The organism is Enterococcus sp. DIV0800 (genome assembly GCF_050559735.1).
Taxonomy (GTDB): Bacteria; Bacillota; Bacilli; order Lactobacillales; family Enterococcaceae; genus Enterococcus_A; species Enterococcus_A devriesei.
Map to the genome: position 1 here is coordinate 407734 of NZ_CP187898.1, position 16114 is coordinate 423847.

Genomic DNA, 16114 nt, shown 5'->3' on the forward strand with positions numbered 1-16114 from the left:
ATCCTCGCTTTTATTTTAATTCGCTATAGATTTCAAGGAATTCTCCTTGATGAGAAGTACCATCTAGGAGAAGCTCCGTAATTTTCCCCGCAACATCATCTGCAGTGTGAAAGCCTTCAGCGGTCATATTGCCATTTAAATCGGTAGTCGTTGGACCTGGGTGAACGCTGAAGATCTCCAAGTCCTTCTTTTCCTTATCAAAGTCGATGGCAAGCGCCTGCATCATAACATTTTGCGCGGCCTTCGTCGCTTTGTAGGCAAAAGGATTCCAAAAAGGATTTGGACCAGTTGGGATCGTGATGTTTACGATCCGGCCATGATTCTTTTCTAATACCGGCAGTAGACCTTGTGTTAACTGAAAGGTACCGAAGAAATTGACTTGCATCGTCGCTTGCAAATCGTCTAAATTTTCCTCTAAGCTTGATCCGTGTCCGCTAGGAATTCCAGCGTTGTTGATTAGTAAATCAAGTTTTGCAAAATTTGATTTGACTGTGTTGATTGCTTGAGTGATCGTCGCGGACTCGCTAAGGTCGATTAAAATAGAATCGACTTGTTGGATTCCCTCAGATTGAAGTTTTTCAACAGCGGCTTTTGCCCGTTCTTCATTTCGAGCACCGATGACGATGTGCCATTCTTTTTTGCCTAAGGCTTTCGCAAGGGCAAAGCCGATGCCTTTATTTGCACCAGTAATTAATGCTGTTTTCATAGTAAATCCTCCGTTTTGACTAACTATTCTTTTTGAACTATGGTTAGCATAAAGCCTAAACCATGGTTTAGGGCAAGAAGAATGTTTCAGGAGGAAAAAAGATGACGACTTATTCAATCAAAGAAGTAGCGGATAAATTTGATTTAACCATCTCCACCCTGCGTTATTACGATAAAAAAGGCCTGCTGCCTTTCGTCGCTAAAAATAAATCAGGCTATCGCGAGTTCACTGAATCTGACCTGAATTTGATACACACGATTTGCTGCTTAAAAAATACTGGAATGCCGATCCATGACATCAAAGAATACATCGAATGTTGTATGGAAGGCTCAAAGACGATCGAACAGCGAAAACAATTATTACAGGATCATAAGGAAGCGGTGTTGCAACAACAAGTTCAATTAATGGAGAACTTGAAGGAGCTTGATTGGAAGATTGAGCGCTACGAATCATCCGATGCGAAAGAAAAAATAGATGCCCAAGTAGCTTATGTAATTAAAGAAAAGCAGGAGCAGCAATTAACTCACGGCTTTCGTTTGTAAAAAAAGGCGACGCTCAAATTGAGCATCGCCTTTAAACAGGGGCATAATCTTATTCGCCTTTGGCAGCCATGTTGGCCGTCACTTTTTCATCGATCCGCAAGAAAGGAAGATAGATAAAGACGCTGACAGCGATGATGAAGATTTGTAAAACTGCGGCGCGCCAATCACCACCGGTTGCTAGAAACCCAGAGATAACAGGAGGCGTTGTCCACGGTATTTGGACAACTACGTGATTGATCAAGCCAGCCGCTGTTGCGAAATACGCAATAACTAAGGAAAAGATCGGAGCCAAAACGAAAGGAATAATCAAACTAAGATTAAACACGATCGGCAGTCCAAAGATAATCGGCTCACTGATATTAAACAAAGCAGGCGAGACCGATAATTTAGCAAAGTCTTTGTAGTCTTTACGACGACTGAAAATAAAGATGGCGATCAATAATGCGATCGTATTTCCCGAACCGCCCATGACAGCGAAGGTATCTTTAAAGGCCATATTGATAATGTGAGGAATTTGTTCATGATTGGCATAAGCCGCCATGTTTTCCTGCATATTTTGCAATAAGAACGGATCAAGTAAAGACCCAGAAATTACGGCTTGATGAATCCCAAAACCAAAGAACAAGTTAGCGATAGAAGTAATCAAGAGAAAGCCAGGCAACCCAGTCGTTACTTTACTCAAAGGACCAGTGATTGCTTTAGTGATCATTGTATTGACATCCATATGAAGTAATTGATTGACAGCAAATGATACTAAGGCAAAACAAGTAACTGTAATAATTATCGGAATCAATACGTTGAAGGATTTCAACACAGCTGGCGGGATATTCCCAGAAATTTTGATTTGAAGCTTTTCATTGTTTGAGAGCTTAATGAACAGTTCAGTTGCTAAAAGACCAACGAAGATTCCGACGAACATACCTGATGCACCTGTATGCGATCCTGGGATCACGCCTGTGACCTCAATTGCTTTTTTTGCATTTTCTGGTGTAAACATGGTTGTCATCGGAGTTAACACCATGAAAGTTGAGATAGATACTAAAACAGCAGCGATATGATTGGAATAATTTCTGCTAATACACATATGATAAGAGACTGCCGCAACAATTAAAATGGTGGTGATACCTAACGTTCCATTCGTAACAGACATACCAATCTCTTGGATTGTCATTAGGGTTTTGGGATTGACAATTTTTCCCATAAACCCGGTTGGTTCTAAAATTACATAATTAATTAAAGTTACAAAACCAGCTAACATCATGAAGGGCATGAAGGTAGCGAAGGCATCACGCAAAGTTCGTAGGTGTATTTGATTGCCTAGTTTAGTTGCGATAATCCCAAATCGTTCAAATATTTGTTCCTTTTTATTCGGTTTATCCACTTGAAATCCTCCTCAGATTTTTTGTAAGCACTTACTACGGACTTATCATAAACCGAATGCTAATAAAAGTAAATAACTTTTTTTAAAAATATATATCTTTTTTCGGAATGCAGAAAAAAGAGCTGTATGATTCAGCTCACAGCTTTAATTCTCGACGAATACCGCTTCAAAAATAAAGTCTTGGTATAAATGTCTGGTGATGGAGTATTCAAAAGGGATCCCACTAGCTAAGGAAACACTTTTTTCAATTTCAATCATGAAATCTCCTTGCTCAATCCCTAATATCTTGGCGTCAAATTCACTGGCTAGAACACCTTTCATCCAAATATGAGAAGCATTGATCTCTAAATGCAGTTCATCTCGAATATACGCATAAACGGATTTTTTTAAATGCTTTGGCTGTAGACCAGGAATAATCGATAAAGGCATAAAGGTCTGTTCCAAAGAGTAAGGTTGTTGATCGACGAAACGACTACGGATAATATTGTAGACATATTCCTTTGGATCGATCGTCAACTTTTCGGCAACTTTTTTAGAAGGCAATTCGATAGAAAATGTGTGAATCTCAGATTCAACATGCTCCTCACCAACGACGCTCATTAAGCCTTCGTTAGGACCAAAAACTTTGGAATTATCGATCGGTTTACGTAAAACCTCTGTACCGAAACCACTTCGGCTGCGTAACACTCCTTCGGATACTAATAAATCTAAGCCCTTTTTGACCGTTAATTTACTGGCATCATAATAGCCCGCGAGTTCAGTGCCTGAGGGTAGTTTTTCACCAATGGCATACGTACCGTCCTCAACTTTTTTCTTCACGTCCAAATAAATTTCCATATACTTTGAATTCTTTTTCATGCGGACCTCCTTTTAAAGTAATGTAAAGTTATAAATCATTATATACTTTTACACGAATTTAGCAATAAAATCTCCAACAAAAATATAGCGTTAAATAAAAAGTATATATTTTTGAATTAAAAACTATTTCATTTTTTTTGGTGGGATGTTATGATGGGACAGAATTCAATATAGAGCATACGTCTGAGGAGGATACTATGAGTAAACAACAACTAACATTTCCGGAAGGTTTTTGGTGGGGGTCCGCTTGGTCAGCAGAACAAGCCGAGGGTCGTGGTGAAACTGGCAAAGCAGAAACCGTTTGGGAACGCTGGTACAAAGAACAACCTTACCGCTTTTATCAAGGAATCAGTTCAGAAGTAACGACGGATCATATCCATCGCTACAAAGAAGATGTGCAGCTAATGAAGCAAACTGGTCATAATTCTTTCCGAGTATCAATTTCATGGGCAAGAATGTTTTCAAATGATGGAATTGGTGCAGTCAATCCCAAAGCCATCGCTTTTTATCGCGATTTATTTAACGAGATGAATCAAAATGGCGTCAAAGTATTCGCCAATCTTTATCATTTTGATATGCCGGCTGTGCTACAAGACAAAGGTGGCTGGGAGTCACGAGAAGTCGTGGATGCGTATGTTCATTTTGCGGATACTTGCTTTAAGGAATTCGGTGATTTGGTTTATCACTGGTTCACCTTCAATGAACCGTTAGGCCCAATTTTAGGCTCTTATTTAGAAGACTTCCATTATCCCAATATCATTGACTTTAAACGAGGAGCACAAGCAGCTTTCTTCACTGTCTTAGCCCATGCTAAAGCGATCGCTGCTCATAAAAAATATCAACTACCAAGTAAAATCGGCGTTATCTTGAACCTAAGCCCAACGTTTCCACGGAGCCAGAATCATGCGGACGTAAAAGCAGCGGAGATCGCAGATTTATTTTATGTACGGAGTTTCTTAGATCCGATGGTGAAGGGTGAGTTTCCAGAAAAATTAGTTGAACTATTACGTGAGTATGATCAACTGCCAGCCGATTATACTGAGAACGATTTAGCTGAGATTAAAGAAAATACGGCTCAAATCTTAGGCTTGAATTATTATGAACCCCGTCGCGTGAAGGCTCGGTTGACTGCAATCAACCCTGAAGGACCGTTTTTACCGGATTGGTTCTTCGAAAATCATGTGATGCCAGGACGTCGCATGAATGAGTATCGTGGCTGGGAAATTTATGAAAAAGGAATCCACGATCTATGTATGGATATCAAAGAAAATTATGGTAACATCGAAGCCTTTATCTCGGAAAATGGAATGGGCGTTGCGGATGAAGCCCGCTTCATGAATGAAACGGGGCAAGTGGTTGATGATTATCGAATCGAATACATCCAAGATCATCTAGCCTATTTATGGAAAGCAATCGAGGATGGCTGTAATATCAAAGGTTATCATCTATGGACCTTTATTGACTGCTGGTCGTGGATCAATGCGTATAAAAATCGTTATGGGCTAGTTTCGTTAGACTTAGCCACACAAAAACGAACGATTAAGAAAAGCGGCGAGTTCTATAAACAATTAAGCGATAATAATGGATTTGTGTATGATGTTGATCGGTTAGTATAAACAAAGAAGGAGTGAGTCGAAATTTGCGACTCACTCCTTCTTTATTTGCGATTTAAATGGATGTCTAGAGAAAATTTACTTTTATTGCTAATAAAATAAGATTTTGAAAATTCGAAAGCAGTTCCTTTTTGGTCGTAAGCAATTTGTTCAATGACTAAAATTGGAAAACCTTCATCAATCTTAAGAGCGGCACTAATTTCAGCATTTGCTTGATCCGCATAAATAATTCGACGTGCATCGGTCAGCTGTAATTTTGCTACATGCCCCAAATAATCATATACAGATCCTTGTAAAATCTCTTCGTTTAATGGTGCCACTTGAGTAGGCATAATAACATGTTCCAAACTGTAGATTTGGTCATTGATTGAACGAACTCTTTTGAATTCGTAAACAGGATCACTAGCAGTGATATTTAAATTCTGTTGCTCATCTGCTAGAGGAAGTCGCGCATCGAAAGATAGTGTTTGACTAGAAATTTTTTGATCACGATGAGAGTAAGTTACACCAACGGGTAAATCTAATGGCAGCAGTTCGCTGTCGCTATTGTCTATTTGAGGTCGAATATAGGTACCAGATCCTTGTTTACTAAATACTAATCCATCATTTTCTAATAAATTTAATGCTTTTTTTAACGTAATTCGCGAAACGTCGTATTTTTCAGCAAAATATTCTTGAGTAGGTAACAAAGTCCCAGCACGATAGTGATTTGTTAAAATATCTCGCTTGATATCTGAGTAGATCTCTCGATATTTGTACAAATTGTATACCTCCTTTTCTTTTGTTTGTATATACAATTTAACATCATTTTTGAAATTTGTAAATGTTTTTAAAAAATATTGTGTTTACAAATTTATATATTTGTATATAATTAAATCTAGAAAACGTTTTCCAATAAATTTTAAGGAGTATCGATAATGAAATTTGATATGCAAAAAGTCCAAGAGCCTTTACTGAAAGCTTCGGCTTGGGTAGAAGGCAACACTATCTTACAGGCGATTAAGAATGCTTTTGTACGAACTATTCCATTTACAGTAGTGGGATCATTTTCCAATTTAATTAAAATGCAGCTAGATGCACTTATTAAGAACCAACATATCGATAATGTCATTTTAACAAATATTAGTGAATTATTCGGTTACTTAGGAAACGCAACATTAGGAATAGTGGCATTAATTGTCGTCTTTTCTTCTGCCTATTCATATGCAGTTGAGTTGAAACGTAAAGAGAATAATGAACGATTAAATCCTATTATCGCAACTTTATTAGCTTTCGCGGCGTATTTTGTAATGGTTCCCAAAAATGTAAATTTTATAGATCCGAAAGCAAAAATAATTGAAGGATTTTCAACCTCCTTCTTCAGTTATGAAGGAATGTTTACAGGGTTAATCGTAGGAATGATCTCAGTAGCGTTGTTTGCTAAATTTACGAGAAGTAAATTTACGATAAAAATGCCTGGAAATGTTCCGCAAAATGTTTTCGATTCATTCTTCTCACTGATTCCAATCAGTGAAGTACTATTAATTTTCGGTGTTGTCCGAATCATAATTGAATCGCTTGGCTATGTTTCATTATTACAAATGATTTCGGATGTTTTAATTAAGCCTTTATTATCTGTTGGAACTGGCTTACCGGCGATTTTAGTAGTCATTTTGTTACAACAAATTTTATGGTTTCTTGGCTTACATGGGTTCAACATCGTTTGGGGTGTTGTTTCGGCTTTCTGGTTGCCATTGTTCTTAGAAAATGTAGCGAAATTCGCAGAAACACAAAGCTTTGCTGGGATTACGATTTCACCTAATACAATGACGAATGTTTACGCCATGATTGGTGGTTCAGGAGCCACTTTTGGTTTGATTATCGCCATGCTGATCTTCACTAAAAAAGGTGAGAAAGAGCGAGAAGTAGCAAAATTAGCTCTTATCCCAGGCTGTTTTGGGATTAATGAGCCGGTTATCTTTGGTCTGCCGATTGTTTTAAATCCGTTAATGTTTATCCCATGGATTTTAGTACCGATTATTAACGCGATTATTGCCTATATCGTAACTTCATTAGGTTGGGTCGTACCCTTGGTTGTTTTGAACTCAGGAAATGAACCAATTTTTATAAGTACTTGGGTCTTGGGAGCATTCCATCTTAGTCCAGTTATTTTGACGGCGGTATTAGTTGTCTTGGATGTTGTATTATATGCGCCATTTGTTGTGCTAAACCAACGCAATGAACGTGCAGAACAACGGATTGTTAAAGAAAAAAAAGAAAAACAAGCTGCGCAATTAATGGCAGAAAATATTGGATAGAAAACTGATCTATAAGAATTGAGGAATTTTTTGTTATGAAGGATGTTTATACGGTAGCACACACTCATTGGGATTTTGAATGGTATTTCACTCGTCAGGAAGCACGGGTTCAATTTATATTTCATATGGATGAAGTTCTTACAGCGTTAGAAAGTAATCAATTAGACTATTATGCATTAGATGGTCAAATGTCGATCATTGAGGATTATTTAGCCATTTTCCCGGAAAAGGCGGAACAGCTAAAAAGATTTGTAACCGCAGGGCGCCTATTTGTTGGTCCGTGGTTTACCCAGATTGATGAGATGACGACTTCTGGGGAATCGACTGTTCGGAATCTACGAATCGGAATTCAAGAAGCAGAAAATCTAGGTAATTGTATGCGGATTGGCTATTTGCCTGATTCCTTCGGTCAAAGCCAAGACATGCCCAAAATTTTTAATGGCTTCGGGATTGAACAAGCCTTATTTTGGCGAGGAATGCCCAAGGACGCAAAGACACGCTATTTTTATTGGACAAGTAATGATGGGTCGAAAGTATTAACAGCTAATATCAAAAATGGCTACTATGCAGGTGTTGACTTAATTGAACAAGATAATTTCACTGAATTAGTTGATAGAATCTCGACCGAGACGAAAAGCAGTGTGCATTTATTACCGGTAGGCGGAGATCAACGGGCTGTCGATTTCAACTTAAAAGAACGTATCGCTAAAGCCAATCATGATGTTGAAAAAGAAGTACGCTTTGTTGAAAGTAGTTACCCTGATTTCTTTAAAGCTTTAGAACGGGAAACTTCTTCCTTTAAGGAAATTTCTGGAGAATTTATTGATCCATCCGACTCGAAAATTCATCGAGGAATCTATTCTTCACGTTACGATTTGAAACAAATCTATGATCAATTAGAGCGAGTATTGACCTATCAGTTAGAGCCGATGTCCGCTTTGGCGAATACACATGGTATTGAAACAAAACAAGGGTTGCTTAATAGCCTTTGGAAAACAGTTGCTCGTGGGCAAGCTCATGATAGCGCTGGTGGGTGTAACAGTGATAAGACCAACCAAGATATCTTAATGCGCGGTGTCAATGCCTTGCAAGAAGCTCAATCTTGTATGGATTATTTGTTACGAAAGCTTAGTATCTCGTTAAATAGTAATCAAGAGAATGATTTATTTATTTGGAATCCGCTGCCGTTTGCAATGACTCGTTCACGGAAAATGCTTGTTTCTACGAAGAGTGCGTCTTTTGCGCTAGTCGATCAAAACGGGAATAAGATTGATTTTGAAATTGTGGAGCAGCAAAAGGAAAATGCTGGCTGTTTACGCCGTGATCGGTCAACGATGATTAATGAGTATTATTATGAAACGACGATTATTGTGGCTTGCGAAGTGCCAGCGATGGGCTGGGTACAGTTACAGATTGTGGAGACTGAGACTCCAGCTAAGCGAATCCAAACAGCTGAGCAACTTGAGAATGATCAGTTCTTAATCCAATTTCAAAATGGAAAATTCGATTTATTTTCAAAGATCAATCAAAAATGGTATGTGGACTTCTTGAAGGTTGAAGATGGTGGAGATGAGGGGGACACCTATGATTTTTCTCCAGCATTTGATGATTGGCTACTGAATCTTGATTTCAGTGAGGCCGGTGATGTGAACATCCAACAAGGAAGTTTAATCAGTAGAATGACTGTTAGCGGTCAATGGAAGCTTCCATATGATTTAGCTGCTCGTAAGGCACAAAAACTAAATGGGGTCGTTCATTATGCATTGGAATTGGAATTAGCAAAAGATAGTTCAGCCATTGACCTGAAAATGACTATTGATAATCAAGTCTTGGATCATCGCTTACGTTTATTAATTCAGACGGATGTTGAAGCGACCCATTCATATGCCGATACACAATTTGGTGTTATCAAACGACCTGTGGAAGATATCCATTTACATGACTGGCAGGCGATTGGCTATAAAGAAGAACCGACAAGCATGCGACCAATGCTTCACTTTTGCAACATTCATGCTGAAGATTCCAGTTGGAGCTTTTTAACAAAGGGAACGAAAGATTTCCAAATTGTCGGCGAAAAGTATCAAAAGTTAGCAGTCACTTTATTCAGAGGTGTAGGATTCTTAGGACGTCCAGATACCTTGAGAAGACCGGGAGATGCTTCTGGATTACAAACTAAAGTGGTTCCAACGCCGCAAAGCCAATTGTTAGGAAAGTTGGTGTTTGAAGGAAGTATTGTGATCAATTCTCATTTTGATCCGCAGGAATTGCAAATGACCTATCTGGCAGCGACCCAGGAAGATTTGTATTACCAAACGCAGACGATCAATCGGTTTACAACACCAATCCAATATTTCCCTGTGAATCCTTTGCAGAAAGAAATAGCCGGACAGTCCCTCATTTCCATTGAAGATTTATCAGTCGTGTTTAGTAGCTTCTTGCCAACAATTGATAATACTGGATTTGAACTACGTCTTTATAACGCGGCAGATACGGTGAAAATACAATCTGGTAAGCTATTGTTTAAACAATTAGCAAATATTGTAATACTGGATTTAGAAGGGAAATTCATCCGGACAGTTGCAGCAAATGTCACGGAATATGAATTGGCGGATTTCAACAGTGGTGAAATCCGGACCTATGGTATTTACTTTGATCAATGCAAAAGTGAGGAAATACAATGATCAACCAAGCAAAGTTAATTGATGAACTAAACGCATATGCTGAGACAGTGGCATTACCCACGGCTAAACAAACTCAATTATTTCGGCAGGCCTTCATTGATACGATCACAAATACTGTTTCGCTTCGTGAAAATGGCGAGATTTTTGTGGCAACAGGAGATATCCCAGCAATGTGGTTGCGGGATTCGACATTCCAAGTATTGCCTTATTTGCAGATTGCAGAGAAGGTGCCTGATGTAAAAAAATTAATTCACGGGGTATTGGAACAACAATTGACTTATTTGATGCATGATCCATACTCGAATGCCTTTAATAAAGAGGCTGATGGCGGGCACTATAGTAACGATACATCGAATGTACCTATTTCTCCGTTAGTCTGGGAACGAAAATTTGAGATTGATTCTTTATGCGCGCCTTTTTTCTTAGGCTATCATTTGTATCAAACAGGCTATGACGAACATTTGACACCAAAATTCTGGGAGGCTGTCTCAGTGGCTGTGGATACATTTATCTGCGAACAGCATCATGAAGTTTCGCCGTATACGTTTGTTCGGACAGATTGTCCTCCTTCAGACACAATTCCCTGTGACGGCAAAGGACGTCCTATTGCGTATACCGGAATGGTGTGGAGTGGCTTTAGACCAAGTGACGATGCGTGCTACTATGGCTATTTTATTCCAGGAAATCAATTTATTACTGTTGTTTTGAAACAGTTGTTAGCTATGATAGCGGAAAATAAACAGCCGAAGCTTACTCAAAAAATGGTTCGATTGCTAGACGAGGTTACAGCCGGGATTAAAAAATACGGTCGTTTAGTAAATGAGCATGGTGAACATTATTATGCTTATGAAGTGGATGGTTTAGGTAATTCCTTGTTTATGGACGATGCCAATGTGCCAAGCCTACTTTCATTACCATTTTTAAGCTATTGTGAGAAAAATGATCCCGTTTATCTAGCTACGCGAAACAAAATTTTAAGTGATGCTAATCCTTATTATTATGAAGGAAAATGTTTGCGAGGAATTGGTAGTCCACACACGCCACCAAACTATGTTTGGCCGATCTCCTTGGCGATGGAAGGCTTAACTTCTGATGATCTAGCAGAAATCGAAAGAAAACTTCAAATAATTGCGACGACGGACGCAGGTACGATTCAATGTCATGAGGGAATTGATGTAAATGATCCTCAGCAGTATACTCGGGAATGGTTTTCTTGGGCCAATATGACCTATTGTCAATTGGCAATGCATTATTTAGCTTTGAAAGAGCAGGATTCAAACTGATTTTTTCTCTGGAATTTGTTTTTTTCGGTAAAGAAGATATTGCGATGATGCAGTATCTTCTTTACAATTTTGGGGAGGAAGCTAAGGACGAAGAGTTTTCCTTTGTCCTTTTTACTAAATAAACTGGATGAACTGGGAGGAGCAAGAAATGGCTCAAAAAATTTTAGCAATCGATATCGGCGGATCAGCGATAAAAAGCGGTTTATGGGAGAAGGATAGCTTAACTGAGCTGCCGAGTTTTATTACACCTAAAACGTGGGACGAAATGAAAGCGTATTTAAAATCGTTGGTAGAGGAGCACCAGATTACAGATGGGGTCGCGATCAGCGCACCGGGGGCAGTCAATGCAGAGGAAGGCGTCATTTATGGAGTGAGCGCCGTACCGTATTTGCACCGCTTTCCGATCAAGCAAGAGTTGACGGATTTCTTGGGAGTACCGGTAACGTTTCAAAATGATGCGAATTGCGCGACCTTGGCCGAGGTTTGGCAAGGAAATGCGCAAGGAATTGAAGCGGTGGCTTTTATGATCATCGGAACTGGGATTGGCGGTGGCATCGCAATTGACGGCAAGCTACGTACCGGAGCGAATTTATTTGGTGGGGAGTTTGGCTACCAAATCATCAATCCAACAACCTTGGAAACCTTGAGTGATCTTGGCAGCCCGGTTGGTATGGCGAAGCGATTTTCGAAGCTTAAAGCAGAAGACCGCGAGTATACAAGTAAAGAGGTTTTTGACTTGGCAGCGACTGGTGATGAGTTGGCGCAAGAACAGATCGATCAATTTTATGATGCGTTAAGTATTGGGATTTATAATATTTTAGTATCGCTAGACCCCGATCGTGTATTGATCGGCGGCGGAATTTCAACTAGAGCGGACTTATTGGAAAATCTTGAAGTCCGTGTCAAACGACTGCTGCAAAAGAATGGTGCGAAGGAATTGAAGGCGTCGATTATGCCGTGTAAGTTTTTGAATCAAGCGAATTTGATCGGGGCGGTCTATCAGTTTTTAACGGAACAGGCGTAAACTTACGATTGTTTTCTGAGGTTAAGAAAATTTTAACTGGATTTACGTTAGAAAAAGGCGTAAATTACGGAAGGAACTTTTTTAAGTTAGAAAGCGAGTGTTTTATTTGAAAAAAATTGATTTAGCTAGAACAGCTTTGGTCGTGATTGATTTACAAAAGGGAATTATGGGAACGGGAGAGTTGCAGCCTTATAGTGCTTCAGCCGTGCTTGAAAAAAATAATCAATTAGCAGCAGCGCTAAAAAATACTGCTGGCCTAGTTACGCTAGTTAACGTTGATCCGACAACGATGCAATTTTTGAATTCAGAACGTAGCGGCGGGTACGTAAATTTACCTGCAGCATTTTCAGAATTTGTGATGCCGATTGCGACGGATTCCAACGCAAAAAATGTTATTAAAGTGACAAAGCATAATCCAGGAGCCTTCTTTGGAACTGATTTGGATTTGCAGTTACGACGCCGAGATATTGATACAATCATTCTGACCGGTGTCGCTACAGCTAACGGAGTTTACGCGACAGCTTTGGACGCCTATCAACATGGTTATAAAGTTATCGTGGTTGAAGACGCCTGCGCCGATCGTGATATTGAATTGCATCAGATCTTTTTTGAAAAGTTGTTTACTAAGCTAGGTCAGGTGGCAACGACGAAGGAAGTTTTAGAAATGATTTAAAAAGAGTAAATTATAAAAGGAGCTGGGGAATTTTTTTCCAGCTCCTTTTATAATTTTTTGATTTCTTTTAAGAAATTTTGGAAATTATTTTGCTGCAGAACTGCTTGCTGAACATCCTCTCGTTCCATCAATTCTAAAAGCAAGCTGTAAATTTCTTCGGTGTCTTCATAATCTTCTTTACTGATAGCAAATAGAAAAACGATTTTAACGAGATTGCCATTGCCCCAATCGACTCCCTCAGGCAAAACGGCGACGGATACTGCGGAACGTTTCGCCAGTAGCGACATCGGATGAGGAATCGCCAGCCATTCATTAATATTAGTTTGATTGATTGCCTCCCGCGCCATAATACTTTCGTGGAATTCTTCAGGGACGACATTCTTTTGGACCAGCTGTTGGGTCATCTTTGTCAGCAGCTGTCTTTTATTAGCTACCTTGCCATGAAAATAGAAGGACTCATCAAACAGAGAATAAATCTCTGTTTTTGATCCTTTAAAATTCCCTATAAAGTCTTCGATTTTAACGATTTCTTTATCTAATTTTGCCATATTAAGATAGATGTGAGGCACGCTTAATTTTTCTAGGGGAACCGTGGTGATTACAAAATCAATTTTTGTCAGATCACATTGCTGCAACTCTACATAGGAGAGACGATCGACCACTTCGATGGTTTCTTGATAATATTTATTAATTTTCGCTTCTATGATCCGGCTCATGGCGCGGCCGGTTCCACAAACAAGGATCACGCGGTATTTTCGATGGCTGCTGATAGAATTTCGCTCCATCGCACCAGCGATATGTAAGGCGATATACCCGACTTCATCCTGTGAAAAATACAACCCGTGCTTTCTGCCTAGTGTCTCTAAATGAGTCAGACATAAATCGTAAGCTAAGGGAAAAGATTTTTTGATTGTTTGCAGCAAAGGATTGCTGCGGCGAGCTTCCATTAAGTTCATATTGATGAAACCGGCAATGTGTGAAGTCAAATCCTCATTCAACATATTGTCGTGTATCCAGTCAAAATTTGAGGTACGTTTGATCGCTTGTAATAGTTCTTCAACAATGACCTTTGCGGTCTCAGTCGAAGAGATATTAGCCGCTTCCGTTTCAACAAGCCGTGGGGCGTTTAATGCTAAATAATAAGTCAAGTATTCCTTCTCACCAGCTGTCAGCTTTACGTCAAAGGCTTGATCAAGCTCTGTTAAAAAGCGGGTCAATGATTTTTTTGCCTCTGACTGTAAGATCGGTACACGCATTGGAAAGTTGCTGATCCTATGGCCAGCTAAAAAGCGGCTAAGGGCTAAAGCAAAATGAGAAAGAATATTTTTGTGGTAATAATCAGAATCTAAAAGTTCCAATGGTGCTAAATAATATAGTTCCAATTTTTGCAAAAGCTCCAAATCGATGTTGTCAAATAGTGCTAGCTCCATTTCAGTGAAGCCAACCAAATATTCTTGTAAATCTTTTTCAATCAAGAGGTCACTGATTGCTTGGCGCTTCGCAAATTCATTGCCAATCAGCTCAAAACCGATATTAGGGCGATTGACGATTTTTAATTGATAGATCATTAAGTTGTCACGTGCCGTCTTTAAATAAGAGTAAAAGGTATTTTTACTAATAAATAGCTGGTCTAAGAAATTGTCTAGTGATAAAGGGCTTTCATTTTTGAATAGTAGAAAGAGTAAAAAATTTTGTCGCTCTTCACTGGTTGTCAAAAAGGAATCCGTGGTAGTCATGCTTTCTTTCCACCAATCATTGAACTGGTCAGTGGAAAGAATCGACAATAAATAGCCTTGTCCTCGAACCAGTTTGATCGTGGCACCGACATTGTCTAGCAGGTCGTTCAAATTCGCGATGTCTGTTCGTACGGTTCGCTCGGAAATAGAAAAAGTATGAGCTAATTCCTTCATTGCAAGAGGTGCAGTTTGTTGGGCTAATAATTCCAATAAATCATCTAATCGTTGATAAGCGAGCTTTGACACCTGTTCCACCTCCGGTCCTTCATTTAATCATACATGATAGAAGAAAAGATTGGAATCCTTTGGTAGTACCGGCGTTTTCCAAAAAGGTTGGCAATCTATTTGGAAATCGCTTTACTAATGATTGCCAAATTTGTTGGAAATTGAAAGCGTTTACAGAAGACGTTAAACCTCGTAAATTAAACGTGTAAAGCAAAGCCGATTACGATCACCGCTTAGTAATTTTACAGTTATGGAATCGTAGGGCTCGTAAGGAAAAGCAATTTCCTAAACTATCAGAAAGGAGTTTCCGCTATGGATTTTGAAGAACAGAATATTCTTTTAGATGTGGTAGCTGCTTCGAAGGAAGAACTATTTGAAGTGATTGCTCAGTACGCCTATGAAGCTGGGTATGTTGCAAATGTTGCTGAAGCCTGCCAAGCCTTTAATGAACGGGAAGCAGAGTATTCGACGGGTCTGCAGGATGGTTTTGCGATTCCGCATGCGAAGACGGATACGGTATTGGCACCAACTGTTTTGTTCATTCGTTTAAAGAAGGCAATCGAATGGGAAACCTTTGATGACTCGGCCGTGAAAAACATCTTTGCATTATTCGTTCCGAAAAAAGATGAAGGAACAGTTCATTTAGAAATGCTCAGCCGTTTAGCGACCGCTTTGCTAGAAGCCGATTTTATTCAGCAAATTCAACAATCTGAAGACAAGGAGCAATTAGTAGACAGAATCAAACAAGAAATGATTGGAGAGAAGATCAAATGAAAATTGTAGGAATTTCCGCGTGTCCGGCAGGCTTGGCACACACACCGATGGCAGCAAAGGCTTTAGAAAAGGCTGGGGTAAAATTGGGGTATGATGTCAAGATCGAACAACAAGGCTCACTAGGACAAGTCAATCAGATCACACTCGCAGAAGCACAAGCGGCGGACTTTTTGTTGCTGGCAACGGATCAAAAAGTCGTAGGCTTAGAACGTTTTGATGGAAAACCTCAGCTTCGTGTAAATATCAACACTTGTATCAAAGCACCGGAAGCTGTTTTGAAGAAATGTATTGCTGCTGTCCAACAGAGACAAACCAAGTAAA

Annotated in this window: 14 protein-coding genes; 9 read left to right on the plus strand and 5 right to left on the minus strand. The window is 39.4% G+C overall.

From position 1 onward, the window contains the following. Window positions 1-10 precede the first annotated feature (10 nt). The gene (locus tag IGI54_RS01885; protein WP_430621012.1) at window positions 11-706 is read right to left on the minus strand and encodes an SDR family NAD(P)-dependent oxidoreductase; all 696 of its coding nucleotides are present in this window, start codon (window positions 704-706) and stop codon (window positions 11-13) included. 101 nt (window positions 707-807) lie between these two features. Between IGI54_RS01885 and IGI54_RS01890 the strand changes: the two genes are divergently transcribed. After that, window positions 808-1248 carry a MerR family transcriptional regulator gene (locus IGI54_RS01890; RefSeq protein WP_430621013.1) on the plus strand — a complete coding sequence of 147 codons (441 nt, stop codon included), beginning with the start codon at window positions 808-810 and terminating at the stop codon, window positions 1246-1248. A gap of 49 nt (window positions 1249-1297) precedes the next feature. Here the strand turns inward: IGI54_RS01890 and IGI54_RS01895 are convergent, their stop codons facing one another. Both IGI54_RS01895 and IGI54_RS01900 read right to left on the minus strand, forming a co-directional pair. Further along, complete coding sequence (locus tag IGI54_RS01895) at window positions 1298-2629, minus strand: PTS sugar transporter subunit IIC (protein WP_430621014.1); 1332 nt, start codon at window positions 2627-2629, stop codon at window positions 1298-1300. 144 nt (window positions 2630-2773) lie between these two features. Continuing rightward, window positions 2774-3487, minus strand: a complete 714-nt coding sequence (locus IGI54_RS01900) for a GntR family transcriptional regulator (protein WP_430621015.1) — start codon at window positions 3485-3487, stop codon at window positions 2774-2776. A gap of 197 nt (window positions 3488-3684) precedes the next feature. Between IGI54_RS01900 and IGI54_RS01905 the strand changes: the two genes are divergently transcribed. Beyond that, window positions 3685-5103 (plus strand): glycoside hydrolase family 1 protein, encoded by a 1419-nt coding sequence (locus IGI54_RS01905; protein WP_430621016.1) that lies wholly within the window; start codon window positions 3685-3687, stop codon window positions 5101-5103. 41 nt (window positions 5104-5144) lie between these two features. Here the strand turns inward: IGI54_RS01905 and IGI54_RS01910 are convergent, their stop codons facing one another. Further along, window positions 5145-5861 carry a GntR family transcriptional regulator gene (locus IGI54_RS01910; RefSeq protein ID WP_071861542.1) on the minus strand — a complete coding sequence of 239 codons (717 nt, stop codon included), beginning with the start codon at window positions 5859-5861 and terminating at the stop codon, window positions 5145-5147. A gap of 156 nt (window positions 5862-6017) precedes the next feature. Between IGI54_RS01910 and IGI54_RS01915 the strand changes: the two genes are divergently transcribed. The 5 genes from IGI54_RS01915 to IGI54_RS01935 all read left to right on the plus strand — a co-directional run bounded on the left by IGI54_RS01915 (window position 6018) and on the right by IGI54_RS01935 (window position 13058). Next, window positions 6018-7397, plus strand: coding sequence for a PTS sugar transporter subunit IIC (locus IGI54_RS01915; protein WP_430621017.1), 1380 nt, complete (start codon window positions 6018-6020; stop codon window positions 7395-7397). Between the two features lie 35 nt (window positions 7398-7432). Beyond that, window positions 7433-10078, plus strand: coding sequence for a glycoside hydrolase family 38 C-terminal domain-containing protein (locus IGI54_RS01920; protein WP_430621018.1), 2646 nt, complete (start codon window positions 7433-7435; stop codon window positions 10076-10078). Further along, the gene (locus IGI54_RS01925) at window positions 10075-11361 is read left to right on the plus strand and encodes a glycoside hydrolase family 125 protein (protein WP_430621019.1); all 1287 of its coding nucleotides are present in this window, start codon (window positions 10075-10077) and stop codon (window positions 11359-11361) included. Before IGI54_RS01920 ends, IGI54_RS01925 begins: the two co-directional genes overlap by 4 nt. A gap of 148 nt (window positions 11362-11509) precedes the next feature. After that, window positions 11510-12385, plus strand: coding sequence for an ROK family protein (locus IGI54_RS01930; protein WP_430621020.1), 876 nt, complete (start codon window positions 11510-11512; stop codon window positions 12383-12385). A 106-nt stretch (window positions 12386-12491) separates the two neighbouring features. Next, window positions 12492-13058: an isochorismatase family protein gene (locus tag IGI54_RS01935; protein WP_430621021.1), complete on the plus strand. Its 567-nt coding sequence runs from the start codon at window positions 12492-12494 to the stop codon at window positions 13056-13058. A 47-nt stretch (window positions 13059-13105) separates the two neighbouring features. Here IGI54_RS01935 and IGI54_RS01940 read toward each other — a convergent pair whose 3' ends face one another. Beyond that, complete coding sequence (locus IGI54_RS01940; protein WP_430621022.1) at window positions 13106-15040, minus strand: BglG family transcription antiterminator; 1935 nt, start codon at window positions 15038-15040, stop codon at window positions 13106-13108. A 291-nt stretch (window positions 15041-15331) separates the two neighbouring features. Between IGI54_RS01940 and IGI54_RS01945 the strand changes: the two genes are divergently transcribed. Both IGI54_RS01945 and IGI54_RS01950 read left to right on the plus strand, forming a co-directional pair. Further along, window positions 15332-15793: a PTS sugar transporter subunit IIA gene (locus IGI54_RS01945; RefSeq protein WP_430621023.1), complete on the plus strand. Its 462-nt coding sequence runs from the start codon at window positions 15332-15334 to the stop codon at window positions 15791-15793. Beyond that, complete coding sequence (locus IGI54_RS01950) at window positions 15790-16113, plus strand: PTS fructose transporter subunit IIB (RefSeq protein WP_430621024.1); 324 nt, start codon at window positions 15790-15792, stop codon at window positions 16111-16113. The genes IGI54_RS01945 and IGI54_RS01950 overlap by 4 nt, the downstream gene beginning before the upstream one ends. Window position 16114 lies beyond the last annotated feature (1 nt).

Excerpts from the sequence above, each read along its gene's own strand:
- IGI54_RS01915 (WP_430621017.1), top strand. The coding sequence starts at position 6,018 with ATGAAATTTGATATGCAAAAAGTCCAAGAGCCTTTACTGAAAGCTTCG.
- IGI54_RS01950 (WP_430621024.1), top strand. The coding sequence starts at position 15,790 with ATGAAAATTGTAGGAATTTCCGCGTGTCCGGCAGGCTTGGCACACACA.
- IGI54_RS01905 (WP_430621016.1), top strand. The coding sequence starts at position 3,685 with ATGAGTAAACAACAACTAACATTTCCGGAAGGTTTTTGGTGGGGGTCC.
- IGI54_RS01945 (WP_430621023.1), top strand. The coding sequence starts at position 15,332 with ATGGATTTTGAAGAACAGAATATTCTTTTAGATGTGGTAGCTGCTTCG.
- IGI54_RS01890 (WP_430621013.1), top strand. The coding sequence starts at position 808 with ATGACGACTTATTCAATCAAAGAAGTAGCGGATAAATTTGATTTAACC.
- IGI54_RS01900 (WP_430621015.1), bottom strand. The coding sequence starts at position 3,487 with ATGAAAAAGAATTCAAAGTATATGGAAATTTATTTGGACGTGAAGAAA.
- IGI54_RS01885 (WP_430621012.1), bottom strand. The coding sequence starts at position 706 with ATGAAAACAGCATTAATTACTGGTGCAAATAAAGGCATCGGCTTTGCC.
- IGI54_RS01920 (WP_430621018.1), top strand. The coding sequence starts at position 7,433 with ATGAAGGATGTTTATACGGTAGCACACACTCATTGGGATTTTGAATGG.
- IGI54_RS01925 (WP_430621019.1), top strand. The coding sequence starts at position 10,075 with ATGATCAACCAAGCAAAGTTAATTGATGAACTAAACGCATATGCTGAG.
- IGI54_RS01930 (WP_430621020.1), top strand. The coding sequence starts at position 11,510 with ATGGCTCAAAAAATTTTAGCAATCGATATCGGCGGATCAGCGATAAAA.